Annotated in this window: 14 protein-coding genes; 9 read left to right on the top strand and 5 right to left on the bottom strand. The window is 60.0% G+C overall.

Annotated elements, in window-relative coordinates:
- Positions 1-52 precede the first annotated feature (52 nt).
- Together sigJ and AC4HNJ_RS01660 are read left to right on the top strand one after the other, a co-directional pair.
- Positions 53-952, top strand: a complete 900-nt coding sequence (sigJ, locus tag AC4HNJ_RS01665; RefSeq protein ID WP_490477784.1) for an RNA polymerase sigma factor SigJ — start codon at positions 53-55, stop codon at positions 950-952.
- Between the two features lie 36 nt (positions 953-988).
- Positions 989-1,450, top strand: a complete 462-nt coding sequence (locus tag AC4HNJ_RS01660) for a carboxymuconolactone decarboxylase family protein (RefSeq protein WP_490477783.1) — start codon at positions 989-991, stop codon at positions 1,448-1,450.
- A gap of 143 nt (positions 1,451-1,593) precedes the next feature.
- On the opposite strand, the gene AC4HNJ_RS01655 is transcribed toward AC4HNJ_RS01660, so the two are convergent.
- The 3 genes from AC4HNJ_RS01655 to grxC all read right to left on the bottom strand — a co-directional run bounded on the left by AC4HNJ_RS01655 (position 1,594) and on the right by grxC (position 3,552).
- A complete protein-coding gene (locus AC4HNJ_RS01655; RefSeq protein WP_490477782.1) occupies positions 1,594-2,607 on the bottom strand; it encodes an isocitrate dehydrogenase in 1,014 nt (337 codons plus the stop codon).
- A 301-nt stretch (positions 2,608-2,908) separates the two neighbouring features.
- Positions 2,909-3,292, bottom strand: a complete 384-nt coding sequence (locus AC4HNJ_RS01650; protein WP_490477781.1) for a carboxymuconolactone decarboxylase family protein — start codon at positions 3,290-3,292, stop codon at positions 2,909-2,911.
- Positions 3,289-3,552 (bottom strand): glutaredoxin 3, encoded by a 264-nt coding sequence (grxC, locus tag AC4HNJ_RS01645; RefSeq protein ID WP_490477780.1) that lies wholly within the window; start codon positions 3,550-3,552, stop codon positions 3,289-3,291. The genes AC4HNJ_RS01650 and grxC overlap by 4 nt, the downstream gene beginning before the upstream one ends.
- A 254-nt stretch (positions 3,553-3,806) precedes the next feature.
- Between grxC and AC4HNJ_RS01640 the strand changes: the two genes are divergently transcribed.
- The 7 genes from AC4HNJ_RS01640 (at position 3,807) to AC4HNJ_RS01610 (ending at position 13,058) form a co-directional block, all read left to right on the top strand.
- Positions 3,807-5,558 (top strand): M48 family metalloprotease, encoded by a 1,752-nt coding sequence (locus tag AC4HNJ_RS01640; protein WP_490477779.1) that lies wholly within the window; start codon positions 3,807-3,809, stop codon positions 5,556-5,558.
- Between the two features lie 118 nt (positions 5,559-5,676).
- Positions 5,677-6,366, top strand: a complete 690-nt coding sequence (phoB, locus tag AC4HNJ_RS01635) for a phosphate regulon transcriptional regulator PhoB (protein ID WP_490477778.1) — start codon at positions 5,677-5,679, stop codon at positions 6,364-6,366.
- A 26-nt stretch (positions 6,367-6,392) separates the two neighbouring features.
- Positions 6,393-7,688: a phosphate regulon sensor histidine kinase PhoR gene (gene phoR / locus AC4HNJ_RS01630; protein ID WP_490477777.1), complete on the top strand. Its 1,296-nt coding sequence runs from the start codon at positions 6,393-6,395 to the stop codon at positions 7,686-7,688.
- 89 nt (positions 7,689-7,777) lie between these two features.
- Positions 7,778-9,898 (top strand): polyphosphate kinase 1, encoded by a 2,121-nt coding sequence (ppk1, locus tag AC4HNJ_RS01625; protein WP_490477776.1) that lies wholly within the window; start codon positions 7,778-7,780, stop codon positions 9,896-9,898.
- 104 nt (positions 9,899-10,002) lie between these two features.
- Complete coding sequence (locus tag AC4HNJ_RS01620) at positions 10,003-11,502, top strand: Ppx/GppA phosphatase family protein (protein WP_490478083.1); 1,500 nt, start codon at positions 10,003-10,005, stop codon at positions 11,500-11,502.
- Positions 11,503-11,667: 165 nt separating this feature from the next.
- Positions 11,668-12,336: a peptidylprolyl isomerase gene (locus AC4HNJ_RS01615; protein ID WP_490477775.1), complete on the top strand. Its 669-nt coding sequence runs from the start codon at positions 11,668-11,670 to the stop codon at positions 12,334-12,336.
- Positions 12,333-13,058 (top strand): UDP-2,3-diacylglucosamine diphosphatase, encoded by a 726-nt coding sequence (locus AC4HNJ_RS01610; protein WP_490477774.1) that lies wholly within the window; start codon positions 12,333-12,335, stop codon positions 13,056-13,058. The genes AC4HNJ_RS01615 and AC4HNJ_RS01610 overlap by 4 nt, the downstream gene beginning before the upstream one ends.
- A gap of 243 nt (positions 13,059-13,301) precedes the next feature.
- Here the strand turns inward: AC4HNJ_RS01610 and AC4HNJ_RS01605 are convergent, their stop codons facing one another.
- The gene (locus AC4HNJ_RS01605; RefSeq protein ID WP_490477773.1) at positions 13,302-14,288 is read right to left on the bottom strand and encodes a malate dehydrogenase; all 987 of its coding nucleotides are present in this window, start codon (positions 14,286-14,288) and stop codon (positions 13,302-13,304) included.
- A 68-nt stretch (positions 14,289-14,356) separates the two neighbouring features.
- Positions 14,357-15,556: an aminotransferase class I/II-fold pyridoxal phosphate-dependent enzyme gene (locus tag AC4HNJ_RS01600; protein WP_490477772.1), complete on the bottom strand. Its 1,200-nt coding sequence runs from the start codon at positions 15,554-15,556 to the stop codon at positions 14,357-14,359.
- Between the last annotated feature and the right edge of the window lie 188 nt (positions 15,557-15,744).

The following is a 15,744-nucleotide window of genomic DNA, read 5'->3' as shown; positions in this document are numbered from 1 at the left end:
ACGTTTCCAATAGCTCGCGCGTCCTGGTTATACGTCCTCACGGGAAGCGACCATGGACTCCTATACCGATCTATTCCAGAAACATCGCCCACGCCTGCTAGGTCTTGCCTATCGTATGCTGGGCACGCAGGCAGATGCCGAAGACGTGTTGCATGATGCGTGGCTGCGCTGGCATACGCACGATAAAACTGATCTGGACGATCCCGAAGCCTGGCTGGTGACCGTTACCACCCGGCTTGCACTGGATCGGCTACGCCACGCCAAAGTCGAACGTGAGCATTACCCCGGGCCGTGGCTTCCCGAGCCTCTGGTCGAACCGGAGAGCCAGCCGGACAAACAGGCTGAACACGCAGAAACGCTCACCCTTTCCTTCCTGTTGATGCTTGAGCGGCTCACTCCGGAAGAACGTGCGTCATTTCTCTTGCGCGAGGTATTCGACTACACCCACGCAGAGGCAGCCGCCATGCTGGGCATCACCGAGGAATCCTGTCGCCAGCGCGCACATCGTGCCAAACAACGGCTTCGCGAGGAGCGTGCCCGTTTCAACAGCAGCAGCTCAGCCCAGCGACGCTTGCTGGAACGATTTGCGCAAGCCCTACAGCACCCCACGGAAGAGAACCTGCGGGCACTGATCGCCGAGGACGCCGTACACATTGCCGACGGCGGCGGCCTGGTCACCGCCACCTTGCGTCCGTTGCTGGGCAATGCACGCATCGCACGCCTCTATCTGCAGATCAGCAGACACGAGCAAGAGCGCGAGGTCCATCGCCAGCTGCATAGCCTGAATGGCGCACCCGTGCTCCTAACTTGGGTAGATGACCAGCTGACCACCGCCATCTGGATCGAGTCCGACGGCGATCGCATTACCGCCCTGCATGTGTTGCGCAACCCGGAAAAGCTGGCGCGCCTAGCCGCTGTCACGAAATGGCAGGCTGACACGTCCTTGCATTGAACGGCCCATTGCGGCCGCCTACACAAGGACCCAACCATGTCACGCTTTTCCTATTTCAGCTATCCAGAGGCTCTGAAACCGCTTTTTACGATGAAGGGCCATATCGACAAATCCGGACTCGAAACGTCCCTGGTTCATCTGGTGATGCTGCGCGCCTCGCAGCTCAATGGCTGCACCTACTGCATCGATATGCACAGCAAAGAAGCACGTGCCGACGGCGAAACCGAGCAGCGATTGTACCTGCTGCAGGCTTGGCGAGAAGCGCCGTTCTACAATGCACGTGAACGCGCGGCACTCGCGTGGTGCGAAGCCGTGACGCACTTGGATCCTATAAACGGCGTGCCGGATGACGTGTACGAACAAGCAAGCGCGCACTTCAACGAACGCGAGCTGATGGATCTGAATCTGCTGGTCATCATGATCAACAGCTGGAATCGTATCGCGATACCATCGAAGAAGGAGCCGGATTTTCAGCCGGCAGAACGCAAGGTAGCCTGATGCCACCAGCCCTCATTCATGGGAGAGGGCTAAGAAGTTGCGTTCGCTCTGCTGCCAGGCCGGAGCCGCGCCTCAAATAAGACTCTAGGCAAATTCGCCTTATTTGAATCCCTCTCCCTAGCAGGGAGAGGGCATTTACCTCATCAGGCCTTCACGCGTTTGGCAATCGCTTCGCCAAAGCTTTGCGTGCTGCCCTTGCCGCCCAGATCTGGCGTGATGAGATCGCGATCATTCACGATCGTTTCGCGGATGGCCCGACGCAACGAAGTACCTTTCTCAACCATCCCGAGGTGATCGAGCATGTCCGCTGCGGCAAGCAACAGCGCGCACGGATTGGCGATGCCTTTACCCGCAATGTCCGGTGCCGAACCATGCACTGCCTCGAAGATTGCCGCGTGCTCGCCAATGTTGTCGCCCGGTGCCAGGCCCAGGCCGCCGACCAGGCCGGCGCACAAATCGGAAAGAATGTCGCCGAACAGATTGGTCGTAACGATCACATCGAACTGCTCGGGGCGCATCACCAGCTGCATGCAAGCGTTGTCCACGATCATTTCGTTGAATTCGATCTGCGGATATTCCTTGGCGATTTCGCGGGCCACGTTCAGGAACAGACCCGAGGCCGTCTTGATGATGTTGGCCTTGTGCACCGCAGTGACTTTCTTGCGCCCTTTCTTCACCGCCATATCGAACGCATAGCGCACGATGCGCGCACAGCCCTTGCGCGTCACGCGGATCATCGACGTGGCCACTTCACCGTCTTCCGACAGCGTCTGACCTTCGGCGAGATAGGCACCCTCCGTGTTCTCACGCACGGTAATGATGTCGATGTTCTCATAACGCGCCTTGGTGCCCGGGAAGCTAATCGCCGGCCGCACATTGGCGTAAAGATCAAAATGGCGGCGCAGTGTCACATTGATGGAGGTAAAGCCGCCGCCCACTGGCGTGGTCAACGGTCCTTTCAACGCAACTTTATGCTGGGCGATCGCATCCAGGGTCGCCTTGGGCAGCAGGTCACCGTGCTTTTCGAGCGCGATCATCCCCGCTTCAACGCTGTGGTAGGTCAGGCCGCAATCGAGTGCGTCGAGCACATGCAGCGTAGCCGTCATGATCTCCGGGCCGATGCCATCGCCCGGGATCACCGCAATGGTCTTGCTCATGGGGAAACTCCTTGGAATGAAGCGGGGAAGCCGGCGCGCAGAGGGAGGGCGCCTGGCTGAAAACTGCACAATTATCCCCGATGAGCCGTCTCCCGAATAGCCCGTCACCCTTGCAAAGCGTTGGAAATGCTCGTACGGAGCGTTGCTTCAAGTCGAACGCCTGACTGCTGGTGTTCGCCCTCCTCGCTTCAGGTTGCGTCTGAAGCGCAAGAAAGAAGATCAAAGGGGAAAGCCAAGACCACTCGGATTCGGACAAACGAAAGCATCGCTTTCTACTTCCACGGAGAGGGGCAAGTAGTCGCTAAGCGTGCTCGCTGCAGCTCCCTGCTTCGGCACCTGCCTCAAGCTGATCGAGAAAATCCACGGCGCGGCGCAGATGTGGAATCACAATTGACCCTCCCACCACCAGACCTACGCTGAACACTTCAAAAAATTCTTCTCGAGTGACACCCGCCTCTTTGCATTGCGCCACGTGGTAGCTGATGCAGTCGTCGCAGCGAAGTACCATCGAAGCGACCAGACCAAGCATTTCCTTGGTCTTTACGTCCAGCACCCCTGGCTTGTACGTCTGTGTATCCAATGCAAAAAAGCGCCGCACAACCTGATTGTCCTGCGCCAAGATGCGCTCGTTCATGCGTTGGCGAAATGCCGTGAACTCGGCCAGGCGATCCTTTTCTGCACTCATGCCGCAGCCTCGATGAGCTCGGCCAGCTTGCCGCTGCGGTCAGCCGCGACAAGATCGTCATACCCGCCCACATGCTGATCGTTGACGAAGATCTGAGGCACGCTACGACGCCCCCCACTACGCTGCAGCATGAGCTCGCGCTGCGTTGGATCCGTGTCCACTCGCACCTCCTCCCACGTCAGGCCCTTGGCCTTCAGCAAGTTCTTGGCAGCCACGCAGTAAGGACACACCGCGGTGGAATAGACTTCGATCTTAGGCATCACAAAACTCCGAAATAACCTGTCCTGTAAATGGCGATCCGCAGCTTGAAAAGCAAGCAGCTCCGCACTGAACTGCCGCGCCGGGGAACGGTCTCAAAAGTGCTTGCTGACACATACCAGGCGACCGCGAGGCAAATACGGGAACCAACATGTAGTTGGCGTACATTAGCTGCGGATTCCTGGCGCACGCCACGCCTGCCTCACCTTCGCAACGTCGTTTTGACAGCAGCTCTCAGTGATATTGTCGTTCATCTATGACCACAGCGCATCGCCACTTCCGTAAATGCCTGCTGACCGCACTGGTGACCGCCAGCATGGCCTTTGTCGCCGGCGCGCAGGACCGGTCCGGCGATATCCGCCTGCCCGATCTTGGCAGCTCGGCCAATGCGCTGATCTCGCCCCAGGAAGCTCAAGATTACGGCGCCATGATGCTGCAGCAGATGCGTGCGCTGGATATGGTAGTAGACGACCCGCTGCTCGATGACTACATCAACAACCTCGGTTTCCGCCTGGTTGCCAACTCGGCCAAGCCGAAAGATCACTTCGCGTTTTTCATCGCCAGGGATCCGGTCATCAATGCATTCTCCGCACCGGGCGGCTATATCGGCATCGATTCGGGCCTGATCACCATCACGCGCAGCGAGGATGAACTTGCCGCGGTGATGGCGCATGAAATCGGCCACATCACGCAAAACCACCTGCAACGCGCCTACGAATCGGCCAAGAAGGACACGCCACTGATGGCCCTGGTAGCACTCGGCGCCATTGCCGCTGGCGGCGCGGCCGGCGGTGACGCTGCAGCAGCCGCGTTGCTGGGCGGCCAGGGTGCGCTGATGCAGAAGGAAATCAACTTTACCCGCAAAGATGAAGCCGAAGCCGACCGCACCGGCATCGAAACGCTCGCCAAATCCGGATTCGATCCCAACGCCATGGCCGGCTTTTTCCAGCGCATGGAAGACGTCATGAGCCCCGACTCAGGCGGCATCCAGGTGCCCTCGCTGCTGCAGGATCACCCGGTCACCGCCCAGCGAATCAGCGATGCCAAGGCACGCGCTGCCGCCTTGATCGCCGAACAAAAGATGCGCCCCAGCGGCAACCTGCTCGACAAAGCCAGCTGGGACAAGCAGACCGCCCCGATTGCCTACGTGAAAGACCCCACGACCCTGCTCACCGCGCATAGCAGCAGCCATGGCGGTCCGAGTACTTACCTGCTCATGCGCGAGCGCGTCCGCGTACTTTCCGATGATGCTTATCGCATGAGCAATTATTACAGCGGCCTGCTCGGACGGCAGGATCACCTCTACGACACCCCAGAGAACCATTACGGCTACGCACTGGCGCTGATGCGCAGCGGCCAAGCCGGAAAAGCCATCGAACAACTGCAGCCGCTCTTGGTCAAGTATCCCGGCAACCTGATTCTCCTTCTCGCCATGGCAGATGCCCGCCTGCTGGATGGTCAGCGAGCGGCCGCATTACAGATATACGCTGAGCTCAATACGCAATCGCCCAGAAACAAGGCCATTGGCCTGGCTTACGCCAACGCGCTCACGCATGGTGGAACCAAAGCCCAGGCCGCACAGGCGGCGGGCATGCTACGCCCGATGCTGGAAGACACCGACGAACCCGGTCTGTTCACGGCTTACGCTGTCGCCAGCGAAAAGGCTGGCGACAGCGTCCGCGCCGGCGAAGCCTATGCCCAGGCCAGCTATCTGTCCGGCCGCCCATTCGATGCCATGGAACAACTGAAAACCCTGCTCAAGAGGAACGACCTGGATTACTACGCCAGAGCTCGTATCCAGGCCCATATCGCCGAACTCACCCCGTTGGTCATGGAGTTGCGGAAACGGCGGATATCCACGGACGACAACCCCAACGGCAGCAATCAAGGGCAACAATGGCGCTCTACGGCGTTCGACAGCCAGGATGTGGTTCAGCAAATGCTGGATCAGGAATCCACTCCCTGCGTCCATTCCAATTGCCCCAACTTTCCTAACCAGCGGCACTGATTGAGCACATTCAGGTCATTGCCACCCCTCTTGCAATGGCGTTTTCACGCACTGTCATCGGCGCGTAACATTGCACCGCTGCAATATTTGCGTCATAGGCCACCTATTGGACCTTCGCGTGCATAAACGCATCCTGATTGTTGAAGATGAAGCTTCCATCCGCGACATGGTCGCCTTCGCCCTGCGCAAGGCCGGCATGGACACTGCCCAGGCAGCGGATGCACGCACGGCGCAGATGTCCATCGCCGAGCAGGTGCCCGATCTGATCCTGCTGGACTGGATGCTCCCGGGCACCAGCGGACTGGACCTGGCCCGTCGCCTGCGCAAGGAAGAACTGAGCCGTGAAGTCCCGATCATCATGCTCACCGCGCGCGGTGAGGAAATGGATCGTGTCAACGGACTCGAGGCTGGCGTCGACGACTACGTCGTCAAACCCTTCTCCACGCGCGAACTCATCGCGCGCATCAAGGCTGTGTTGCGCCGCAGCCAGGGCGACGATGGCTCAGGCATCGTGGAATTGGGACGTCTGCGCATCGATGGCCCGGCACACCGCGTATTCGCTGGCGACGAACCGGTGCCGATCGGTCCCACCGAATATCGTCTGCTCTATTTCTTCATGACGCACCCGGAGCGCGTGTATTCGCGCGCCCAGCTGCTGGATCACGTCTGGGGCGGTAGCGTTTATGTCGAAGAGCGCACGGTCGACGTACACATCCGCAGGCTTCGTAAAACGCTTGAACCATGGAAACTCGAAGACATGGTGCAGACAGTACGCGGGGCAGGCTATCGGTTCTCGGCAAGCCCCTGAGAGCCCCGCCTGCCACAGACGCCATCATGAAACGCCTGGTCGAGAGCGCCTGGAAGCTACCTCTCGCGCTGGCCGGCGGGCTGTTTGTGGGCGCTTTGGCAGGCTGGCTGGCAGGCGGTGACACAGCCATCGGCGTAGCTATCGTCGCTGTAGCAGAAATTGTCTTATTACTGACGCACTTGCGTCACATTGCTCGGCCCATGATGAGTTCATCGCCGCCCTCCCCCGACGATTCCGACCAACCCCGGCATGACCGATTCATGATGCGCTCCCGACGCCTAGCCGCCAATCTGCATGATCTGCGCCGTGCCGCAGGCAACCTGCCGGACGCCATTGTCCTGCTGGACCAGGAACAGCACGTGCGCTGGTTCAACCATGCCGCCGAAAGCCTGCTCGGCCTGCGCCGCCCGCAGGATCGCGGCGTGGTGCTGAAAGAAAAATTGCACAACTCCGAGCTGGCCGGCTGGCTGGAAGAAGCGTCGCCTGAACCGCTGAACGACATCAGTGCACCGGGTCAGCCCAGCCGGCATATCAACGTCACGTTGCTACCGTTCGGCCAGCGGCAGCGATTGTTGCTGGCGCGCGACATCAGCCATATGTCGAGGCTGGAACAGATCCGCCGGGACTTTGTCGCCAACGTCTCGCACGAACTGCGCACTCCGCTCACGGTCATCCACGGCTATCTGGAACTGCTCGATCCGGAAGACGTCCCGCATCTCGCTCCTGTCCTGAGCGAGATGCGCGCGCAATCCAAGCGCATGGGGCAGATCGTGGAAGATCTGCTGACGCTTTCCAGGCTGGAAACGCAAGACCATGTCAACGAAGAGCGGGTCCCCATGGCACCGCTGCTGGCTACCCTCCGCAAGGAAGCCGAAGCCCTGAGCCAAGGGCGTCACAGCATCTCCGTTGAATCCACGGCCGAACTCGATCTGCTGGGTTCGCCCAAGGATCTGCACAGTGCGCTGTCCAATCTCGTGAGCAACGCGGTGCGCTACACGCCCACGGGCGGGCGCATTACCATCCGCTGGGAACGCACGGCAGATGGTGCGAATTACTCGGTCATCGATACCGGCTACGGTATTCCTGCCGATCATCTGTCGCGTCTTACCGAGCGCTTCTACCGCGTCTCATCGAGCCGCTCGCGCGACAGCGGCGGCACCGGCCTCGGCCTTTCCATCGTCAAGCACGTGCTCGGATTGCATCAAGCGCGACTGGATATCCGCAGTATGCCGGGCCAGGGCTCTACCTTCACCTGCTGCTTTGGGCGCGAGCGCTTGCTCGCTCCCGAGATCCATGAATCCAGGCCATCGGAAAGTCACTGAGCGCGTGCCTGCGCTCCTCATTACGTAACGTTGAACGATTTGTTGCAAATGCATAGGCGATGCGGCAGCTCATGAGTGAGAATGAGCGAATGCCACGCCGCCAAGCCACCCAAGCCGTCCCCCACGAAGCGCACCAGCCCGAGCTATTCCTGAGCCGCGAGCTGGCTGCTCTCGAATTCAATTTTCGCGTGCTCGCCCAAGCCCGCGATACCAGTATTCCGCTGCTGGAACGATTGCGTTATCTCAGTATCGTCGCCAATAACCTGGATGAATTCTTCGAGGTTCGGGTGGCGATGCTCAAGCATCACCATCAATTCGGCTCTGCTTCGCCGGGACCAGACGGCATTTCCTCCAGCGAATTACTCGCCCGCATTCGCGAGCGCGTGCTTGATCTAGTAAATGCGCAATACACCACCTGGCAGAACGAACTGGGGCCCGCCTTAGTCGCAGAAAACATTCATTTCCTCACCCGTAAACAATGGACGCCACGGCAGCGCCGATGGCTGCATGGCTACTTCGAGCATGAAGTGCTGCCGGTGTTGTCGCCACTCGGTCTCGATCCGGCACATCCCTTTCCGCGCATCCTCAACAAGACCCTCAACATCGCCGTCGTGCTGCAAGGCCGCGACGCCTTCGGCCACGAAGGCCATATGGCCCTGGTGCGCGCGCCACGTTCATTGCCACGCATTATCCGCATCCCCAATGAAGTGAGCGGCGAGGGAGACCATTACGTATTCCTGGCCGAGCTGCTGCAAGCCTTCGTCGACATGATGTTCCCCGGCTTCAAGGTCGCCGGTTCCTATCAGTTTCGCGTCACCCGCAACAGCGAGTTGATCGTCGAAGAAGAAGAAATCGAGAACCTTGCCCGTGCGCTGGCGGAGGAATTGCTCGGGCGCGGCTATGCCCGCCCCGTGCGTTTGGAAATCGGCAGTGACTGCCCGCAGTCGATCGTATCGATGCTGATCGGCCATTTCGAACTCGAAGAAGCCGATGTCTATCGTTGTGATGGCCCGGTCAACATCATTCGCGCCGGCCTCGTCTATGACGAAATCGATCGCCCCTCATTGAAGTTTCCACGCTTCACACCATCCATGCCGACGGCACTGAGCAACGGGCGAAAAATATTCGACGTACTCAGCCAGCGCGACATTCTGCTCCATCACCCCTATGAGTCGTTCAACGCCGTCGTGGATCTGCTGCGCGAGGCGGTGCAGGATCCTGACGTCCTCGCGATCAAGCAAACACTTTATCGCGCAGGCAAGGACACGCCGCTGGTCGACCTGCTGGTCGAAGCGGCACGTAACGGCAAAGATGTCACCGTCGTCATCGAGTTACGTGCGCGCTTCGATGAAGAAGCCAATATCCGCTTTGCCACGCGCCTGCAGGAGGCTGGCGTGCAGGTGGTCTACGGCGTCGTCGGCTTCAAGACGCATGCCAAAATGATGCTGATCGTGCGTCGCGAAAACGGACATCTTCGCCGCTACGTCCATCTCTCGACCGGCAACTACCACCAGGCCAACAGCCGCCTCTATACCGATATCGGCCTGATGACGGCACATCCTGACATCGGCGAGGACATGCACAAGGTCTTTCAGCAGCTTTCAGGGCTAGGGCCCGTGATCAACCTCAAGCGCCTGCTGCATTCGCCTTTCACCCTATACAAGAGCGTGATCGAAAAGATCGAGCGCGAAGCCGCGCATGCGCGCAATGGCCGCCCCGCCCGCATCGTTGCCAAGCTCAACGCCATGAACGAATCGCACGTCATCGAGGCGCTCTACGCTGCCGCCCAGGCCGGTGTCGAAATCGATTTGATCGTGCGTGGCGCATGCACGCTGCGCCCGGGATTGCCGGGTATTTCCGAGCGCATCCGCGTGCGTTCGATCGTCGGCCGTTTCCTCGAACATAGCCGCGTGTACTGGTTTGCCAACGACGGCACGCCGGAACTCTACTGTGCGAGCGCAGACTGGATGGAACGCAATCTGATGCGGCGTATCGAAGTGGCTTTTCCGATCCTCGATCCGCAACTTGCTGCAAGAGTCTATGACGAGACACTCGCCAACTATCTCGCCGACAACACCCAGGCGTGGCTGCTCGAAAACGATGGGCACTACCGCCGCGCCACGCCCGGCGACGATGCAGCGCATTCGGCGCAGGAAACGCTATTGAGCAAGCTGTGCGATCTTCCTTTGTCCAATACGTCGCCCAAGTAATTTTTGCCTGCGCCTTGGGACGTGCGAAAATGCTTTTTTGCGCTCCGCGTGCATAACAATCATTCCGTCCGGATCAGGAGCCCTGCGTGAGCCTCGGTGACCAGATGCAGATCAAGGATGGCGAGCTGATGGCCGCCGTCGACATCGGCTCAAACAGTTTCCACATGGTGGTCGCGCGCATGGAACACGGGGAGCCCCGCGTCATCGACCGTCTGCGCGAAACCGTGCGCATGGCAGCGGGTCTGCGCTCCGACGGCACGCTGGACGCCGAGCATCGCGCCCGCGCCCTGAATTGTCTTGCCCGATTCGGCCAGCGCATTGCCGGCATTCCCACAGTTCGCGTGCGTGCCGTCGCAACCAATACCGTACGCCGCCTGGCCTCCCCGCAAGCCTTTCTCACCGCGGCAGAAGCGGCACTCGGACATCCCGTGGAAGTGGTATCCGGCCGCGAAGAAGGTCGCCTGATTTTTCTAGGTGTCGGCCATGACCTGCCGGCCTCGCGCGAGCCGCGGCTGGTTATCGACATCGGTGGCGGCAGTACCGAATTCATCATCGGCCGCGGGCTGGCGCCCTTGCATACGGAAAGCGTACAGGTCGGCTGTATCGCGTCGACGCAGCGGTTCTTTCCTGGCGGCAAGCTCACGCGCAAGCGCTGGCAGCGCGCACGCGACGAAATCGGAGTACTACTCCAACAATTTTCCGAGGAATACCTGGAAGCCGGCTGGACGGATGCCTTCGGTTCTTCCGGCAGCGCCAAGGCGATCGGTACCGTCGTGCATGCCATGCGGCTGTCCGATCACGGCGTCACGCCTGCATCGCTGGCGTCGCTGCGCGATGCCCTGGTCGAGCAAGGCCAGATCGGTACGCTAAAACTGCCAGGCTTGACCGAAGAACGTGCACCAGTGTTCGCGGGCGCGGTGGTCATCCTGGAAGCCGCTTTCGGCGCGCTCGGCATACAGCGCCTGCAGGTCTGCGAAAGCTCCATGCGCGAGGGCCTGCTATGGGACCTGATCGGGCGTGCTGGCGGCAGCGATCCACGCACTGCAAGCATCGACGCCCTTGCCAGCCGCTATGGCGTGGACCGCGCACAGGCGCGTCGCGTCGAAGCCACAGCGCTGATGCTGTTCGATCAGGTAGCGGCCAGCTGGAAACTGGATACAGAAGCGCGCGAATGGCTCTCATGGGCGGCGCGCGTGCATGAAATCGGCCTGGCTATCGCGCACAGCCAGCACCACCACCACGGCGCCTACATCCTGCGCAACGCCGACCTGGCCGGCTTCTCGCGCCAAGAACAGCATCTGCTCGCGGCCATCGTCCAGGCACACCGCCGTAAGCCGGACAAAACGACTTTTTCCGCTCTTCCCCAGCGCTATCGCCAACTCGCCAAATACATCACCGCGCTGTTGCGACTGGCAGTGCTGTTTCGCCGTGCACGTCGTGCGGAATCGTTGCCGCCCATGCGCCTCGTCGCTACGGCCCAGCGTCTCGCTCTGCAACTGCCTGCTGGATGGGTGGAGCAGCATCCGCTCAGTCATGCCGACCTGGAGCAAGAAATCACGCCCATGACCGAGCTGGGGCTGACGCTATCACTGCTTACACAATGATTTCGCACGTTTGCCGCCTATCGGGCAGTCCTGCAACCGAAGAGGGAAGTAACGGCACCTATGCAGGATAGCGATCGCAACGTCATCATCTTCAGCACGCGTCAGCCATAAGTGGCCAAGGCCGCGTATCATGAGCGAATGTTTCTGTCATGCCGCCCCATCGTCATGCCCAAGTTTTTCCTGAGCGCCGCCCTTCTGCTTGTCTCGCCTTTCGTCATGGCCCAGGCTTCCAAGCCTGGCCCGGCAGCCGTCGCGCCGCCTGCGGATCCTATCGTCATCCTGCATACCTCGCAGGGCGACATCACGCTCGAACTCTTTGCTGACAAGTCCCCCAAGAGCGTGGCGAATTTCCTGCGCTACGTTCATGAGGGCTTCTATGCCGGCACGGTGATCCACCGCGTCATTCCCGGCTACCTCATCCAAGGCGGGCTGTACACTAGGGAGCTGCAGCCTCGTCGCACACATTCGCCTGTGCCTAGCGAAGCAGATAACGGACTTTCCAATCTGCGTGGCACGATCGCCGTTGCTCGCGGTGCGGACCCCAACTCCGGCACCTCCCAATTCTTCATCAACCTCGTCGACGACCGACGCCTCGACTATGTCGGCAACCAGAGCGGCCTGACCTGGGGTTACACCGTGTTCGGCAAAGTCGTGAAAGGCATGGATGTAGTCGACAAGATCGCCAACCTTCCGACTCACGCCCAAGGTCCGTTCGCTGCCGACGTACCCAATCCGCTCGTCGTTATCAAAAACGCCACCGTCGAAAGTGAAGCAGCGCCAGCTTCATCCAGTTCGACGGCCAGCCCGGCCGGCAGCGTCCCGCACAAACCATGAGCACGCTGTTCATTGCCGATCTGCATCTTGATGAAAGCCGACCGCAAATCACCTCGCTTTTCGAGCACTACCTAGCGAGTGAAGAGGTGCGCCACGCTGATGCGCTATACATCCTCGGCGATCTGGTAGAGGCATGGATTGGCGATGATGACGATGCGGAGCTCCCCCAACGTATCGCCCGAGCGACTCGCGCCGTACGCGACGCAGGCATCCCGGTGTACTTCATGCCAGGCAATCGTGACTTCCTGCTCGGCGAAACCTTTGCGGACCGTGCCGGCCTGACCTTGCTCGAAGACGGTGTCGTGCATGACCTGTACGACTTTCCCACCCTGTTGATGCATGGCGATTTGCTGTGCACGGATGATGTGGCCTATCAGGCGGTTCGCCGCAACGTACGCACCGCCGAGTGGAAAGCACACGTATTGGCGATGCCATTGGAAGCACGCCGTGCTTTTGCAGCACAGGCACGCCAGGATAGCCGCGCGCACACCAGTACCACGCACGAGACCATCATGGACGTGAATACCGAGGCGGTGGCCCAAGCCATGCGCGATGCAGGCGTGCAGCATCTGGTCCATGGACATACGCACCGTCCCGCCATCCATCATTTCGATCTGGACGGCCATACGGCCGAACGTGCGGTCTTGGGCGACTGGTATGAACAAGGATCGGTACTAAGCATAACCCCCCAAAACCGCAGCCTGCGCCGCCTCCCGGCATAAAGCACGTCGAAAGTCATGCTTGGCTGACGCAGCCTGTTGCCGTACCGCCAGGCACTACGTATTGTTCGCTGCGCGTGAATTTCACTTTCAGCTATGAATGACATGGATGCGGTTTGCCCGCGACGTCAGCGAGCAACGACGAACCGTACATCACTATCCATCCCCAAGCGCGATCCCTCAGAAAAGAAAAACGGCCACCCCAGCTTGGATGGCCGTTCGTTCCTGTACTGCTTAAAACCAGAGTTACTTCTTGGCGAACAGATGCTCGACGCCTGCACGCTCTTCGCGCAGTTCCTTGTGGGTGGCGTCCATACGTGCGCGCGAGAACTCATTGATCTCCAAGCCTTGCACGATTTCGTACTTACCGTTCTTGACGGTCACCGGATAACCGTAGATGACACCCGGCTCGATGCCATAAGAACCGTCGGAAGGAATGCCCATCGACACCCAGTCACCTTCTGCCGTACCCAGCGCCCAGGTACGCATGTGGTCGATCGCCGCCGAAGCCGCCGAGGCCGCCGAGGAAGCGCCACGTGCCTTGATGATGGCAGCGCCGCGCTGCTGCACAGTCGGAATGAAATCCTTCTCGTACCAGGCCTGATCGATCAGGCTCAGCGCAGACTTGCCGCCTACGGTAGCGTGGTGCAGGTCCGGATACTGCGTGGAGCTGTGGTTGCCCCAGATGGTGACCTTCTTGATATCAGTCGTGTGCTTGCCAGTCTTCTCGGCAAGCTGCGACAGCGCACGGTTGTGATCCAGGCGCACCATCGCGGTGAAGCACTTCGGATCGAGGTCCGGTGCATTCTGCTGTGCGATCAGCGCATTGGTGTTGGCCGGATTGCCCACGACCAGTACGCGCACATCGCGCTTGGCATGATCATTAAGCGCCTTGCCCTGCGGCGAGAAAATCGCACCGTTGGCTTCCAGCAGATCCTTACGCTCCATGCCGGGGCCACGCGGACGTGCACCGACCAGCAGCGCGTAATCGACATCCTTGAACGCAACATTCACGTCGTCCGTGGCGACGACACCCGCCAATAACGGGAACGCACAATCGTTGAGCTCCATCACCACACCTTGCAGGGCGGGCAATGCCGGCGTGATTTCGAGCAAGTGCAGAATCACCGGCTGGTCCGGACCGAGCATGTCGCCGGCGGCGATACGGAACAGCAAGGCGTAACCGATCTGGCCGGCTGCGCCGGTCACGGCAACACGAACGGGGGCTTTCATCGTGGCAACTCCTTCAGGTGCATAAAACAACAAGCCCGCACCTTGATGATGCGGGCCGTGAAAACAAATCAATTCAATTCGGCAAAGAACTCGGCGATGCGCGCAAGCCCCGGTTCCAGTTGAGCCGTGGGACAGGTATAGGAAATGCGCATGGCGCGTGGTTCGCCAAACGCCGAACCGGGCACGCAGGCAACGCCCTTGGCGCCCAGCAAGGCAGCGCAGAAATCGACATCGTTCTCGATGCGCGTACCATTGTGGCTCTTGCCGAACGCCACCGATACATCGGGAAACGCGTAGAACGCCCCCTGAGGACGCGGACACACTACACCAGGAATCTTCGCCAGCGCGGCAAGCACGATGTCACGCTTCTGCGCAAATTCCTTGCATTTTGCCTGCGGGATATCCTGCGGACCGCTGAAAGCCGCAATGGCCGCAGCCGCAACAACCTCCGGTACGCTGGTGATGTGATTGGAATTGAGCGTGGTCACGGCCTTGGCTACCGGCTCCGGCCCCGCAATCAGCCCCACGCGCCAACCCGGCATCCCGTAAGTCTTGGAAATCGAATCGACGAAAATCAGCCGATCGCGCAGCTCCGGCCGCGCAAACACGAAATTGTGATACCCGATGCCATCGAACACCATCGAGTTATAGATATCGTCGGTCACGATCCAGGTATCCGGGTACTGCACCAGTACATCGGCCAGCGCGGCGATTTCCTCGCGCGTATAGACCATGCCGGTAGGATTCGAGGGGTTATTGAAAAGGAACACCTTGGGCTTGCGCGCAAGCGCCGTTTCCAGCTGCTCGGGGGTGAGCTTGTAGTTCTGCTCAGGCCCGCAATGCAGGACGTTCGCCCTTGCTCCCACGATATCGGCGATGTCGCGATACGTGGTCCAGTACGGGGCCGGGAAGCAGATTTCATCCCCTTCGTTGAGCAATGCCTCGGCCAGGTTGTACAGAATCTGTTTGGCACCGATGCCGACCGAAAAATTCAAGCGTCCGTAGCCGGTAAAACCCAAGGCCTCAATGTGCTTGAGAAACGCATCCAGCAGCGCATCCGAACCGCGATTGCTGCCGTATTGGCCGCTGTCATGCGATAGGGCCTCGCGGGCTGCGGCATATACATGCTCGCCCGGCAGGAAATTCGGTACGCCGATCGAGAAGCTGATGATGTCACGACCGGCAGCCTTGAGCTGCTTGGCCGTTTCGGCGATGACCATGATCGCGCTGGGTTTGGCGCGGCCGATGCGCTGGGCGAGCTGGGGCATGGGCGTTTCTCGGTGGACAGCAAACTTGGGGATTTTAGCATGTGGCGGTGCGTCATCCGCGATGCTGGCCGCCCTCATCTAGGAAAACTCCTATTGCCCCGCTGCTACCCGCTGGCATTATGCGAAGGCCGCCGCAGCGCCGGGCGGAGGGGACATTTTCCGACCACCAGTCACGAGCCAGATTCAAG

It is taken from the genome of Dyella sp. SYSU CM1112 (genome assembly GCF_058216415.1).
Note: the sequence above shows the minus strand (reverse complement) of the source record. Positions and strands in the feature narration are given on the sequence as shown.

Excerpts from the sequence above, each read along its gene's own strand:
- AC4HNJ_RS01600 (WP_490477772.1), bottom strand. The coding sequence starts at position 15,556 with ATGCCCCAGCTCGCCCAGCGCATCGGCCGCGCCAAACCCAGCGCGATC.
- AC4HNJ_RS01640 (WP_490477779.1), top strand. The coding sequence starts at position 3,807 with ATGACCACAGCGCATCGCCACTTCCGTAAATGCCTGCTGACCGCACTG.
- AC4HNJ_RS01620 (WP_490478083.1), top strand. The coding sequence starts at position 10,003 with ATGCAGATCAAGGATGGCGAGCTGATGGCCGCCGTCGACATCGGCTCA.
- ppk1 (WP_490477776.1), top strand. The coding sequence starts at position 7,778 with ATGCCACGCCGCCAAGCCACCCAAGCCGTCCCCCACGAAGCGCACCAG.
- grxC (WP_490477780.1), bottom strand. The coding sequence starts at position 3,552 with ATGCCTAAGATCGAAGTCTATTCCACCGCGGTGTGTCCTTACTGCGTG.
- phoR (WP_490477777.1), top strand. The coding sequence starts at position 6,393 with ATGAAACGCCTGGTCGAGAGCGCCTGGAAGCTACCTCTCGCGCTGGCC.
- AC4HNJ_RS01660 (WP_490477783.1), top strand. The coding sequence starts at position 989 with ATGTCACGCTTTTCCTATTTCAGCTATCCAGAGGCTCTGAAACCGCTT.
- AC4HNJ_RS01650 (WP_490477781.1), bottom strand. The coding sequence starts at position 3,292 with ATGAGTGCAGAAAAGGATCGCCTGGCCGAGTTCACGGCATTTCGCCAA.
- AC4HNJ_RS01605 (WP_490477773.1), bottom strand. The coding sequence starts at position 14,288 with ATGAAAGCCCCCGTTCGTGTTGCCGTGACCGGCGCAGCCGGCCAGATC.
- sigJ (WP_490477784.1), top strand. The coding sequence starts at position 53 with ATGGACTCCTATACCGATCTATTCCAGAAACATCGCCCACGCCTGCTA.
- AC4HNJ_RS01655 (WP_490477782.1), bottom strand. The coding sequence starts at position 2,607 with ATGAGCAAGACCATTGCGGTGATCCCGGGCGATGGCATCGGCCCGGAG.
- AC4HNJ_RS01610 (WP_490477774.1), top strand. The coding sequence starts at position 12,333 with ATGAGCACGCTGTTCATTGCCGATCTGCATCTTGATGAAAGCCGACCG.
- AC4HNJ_RS01615 (WP_490477775.1), top strand. The coding sequence starts at position 11,668 with ATGCCCAAGTTTTTCCTGAGCGCCGCCCTTCTGCTTGTCTCGCCTTTC.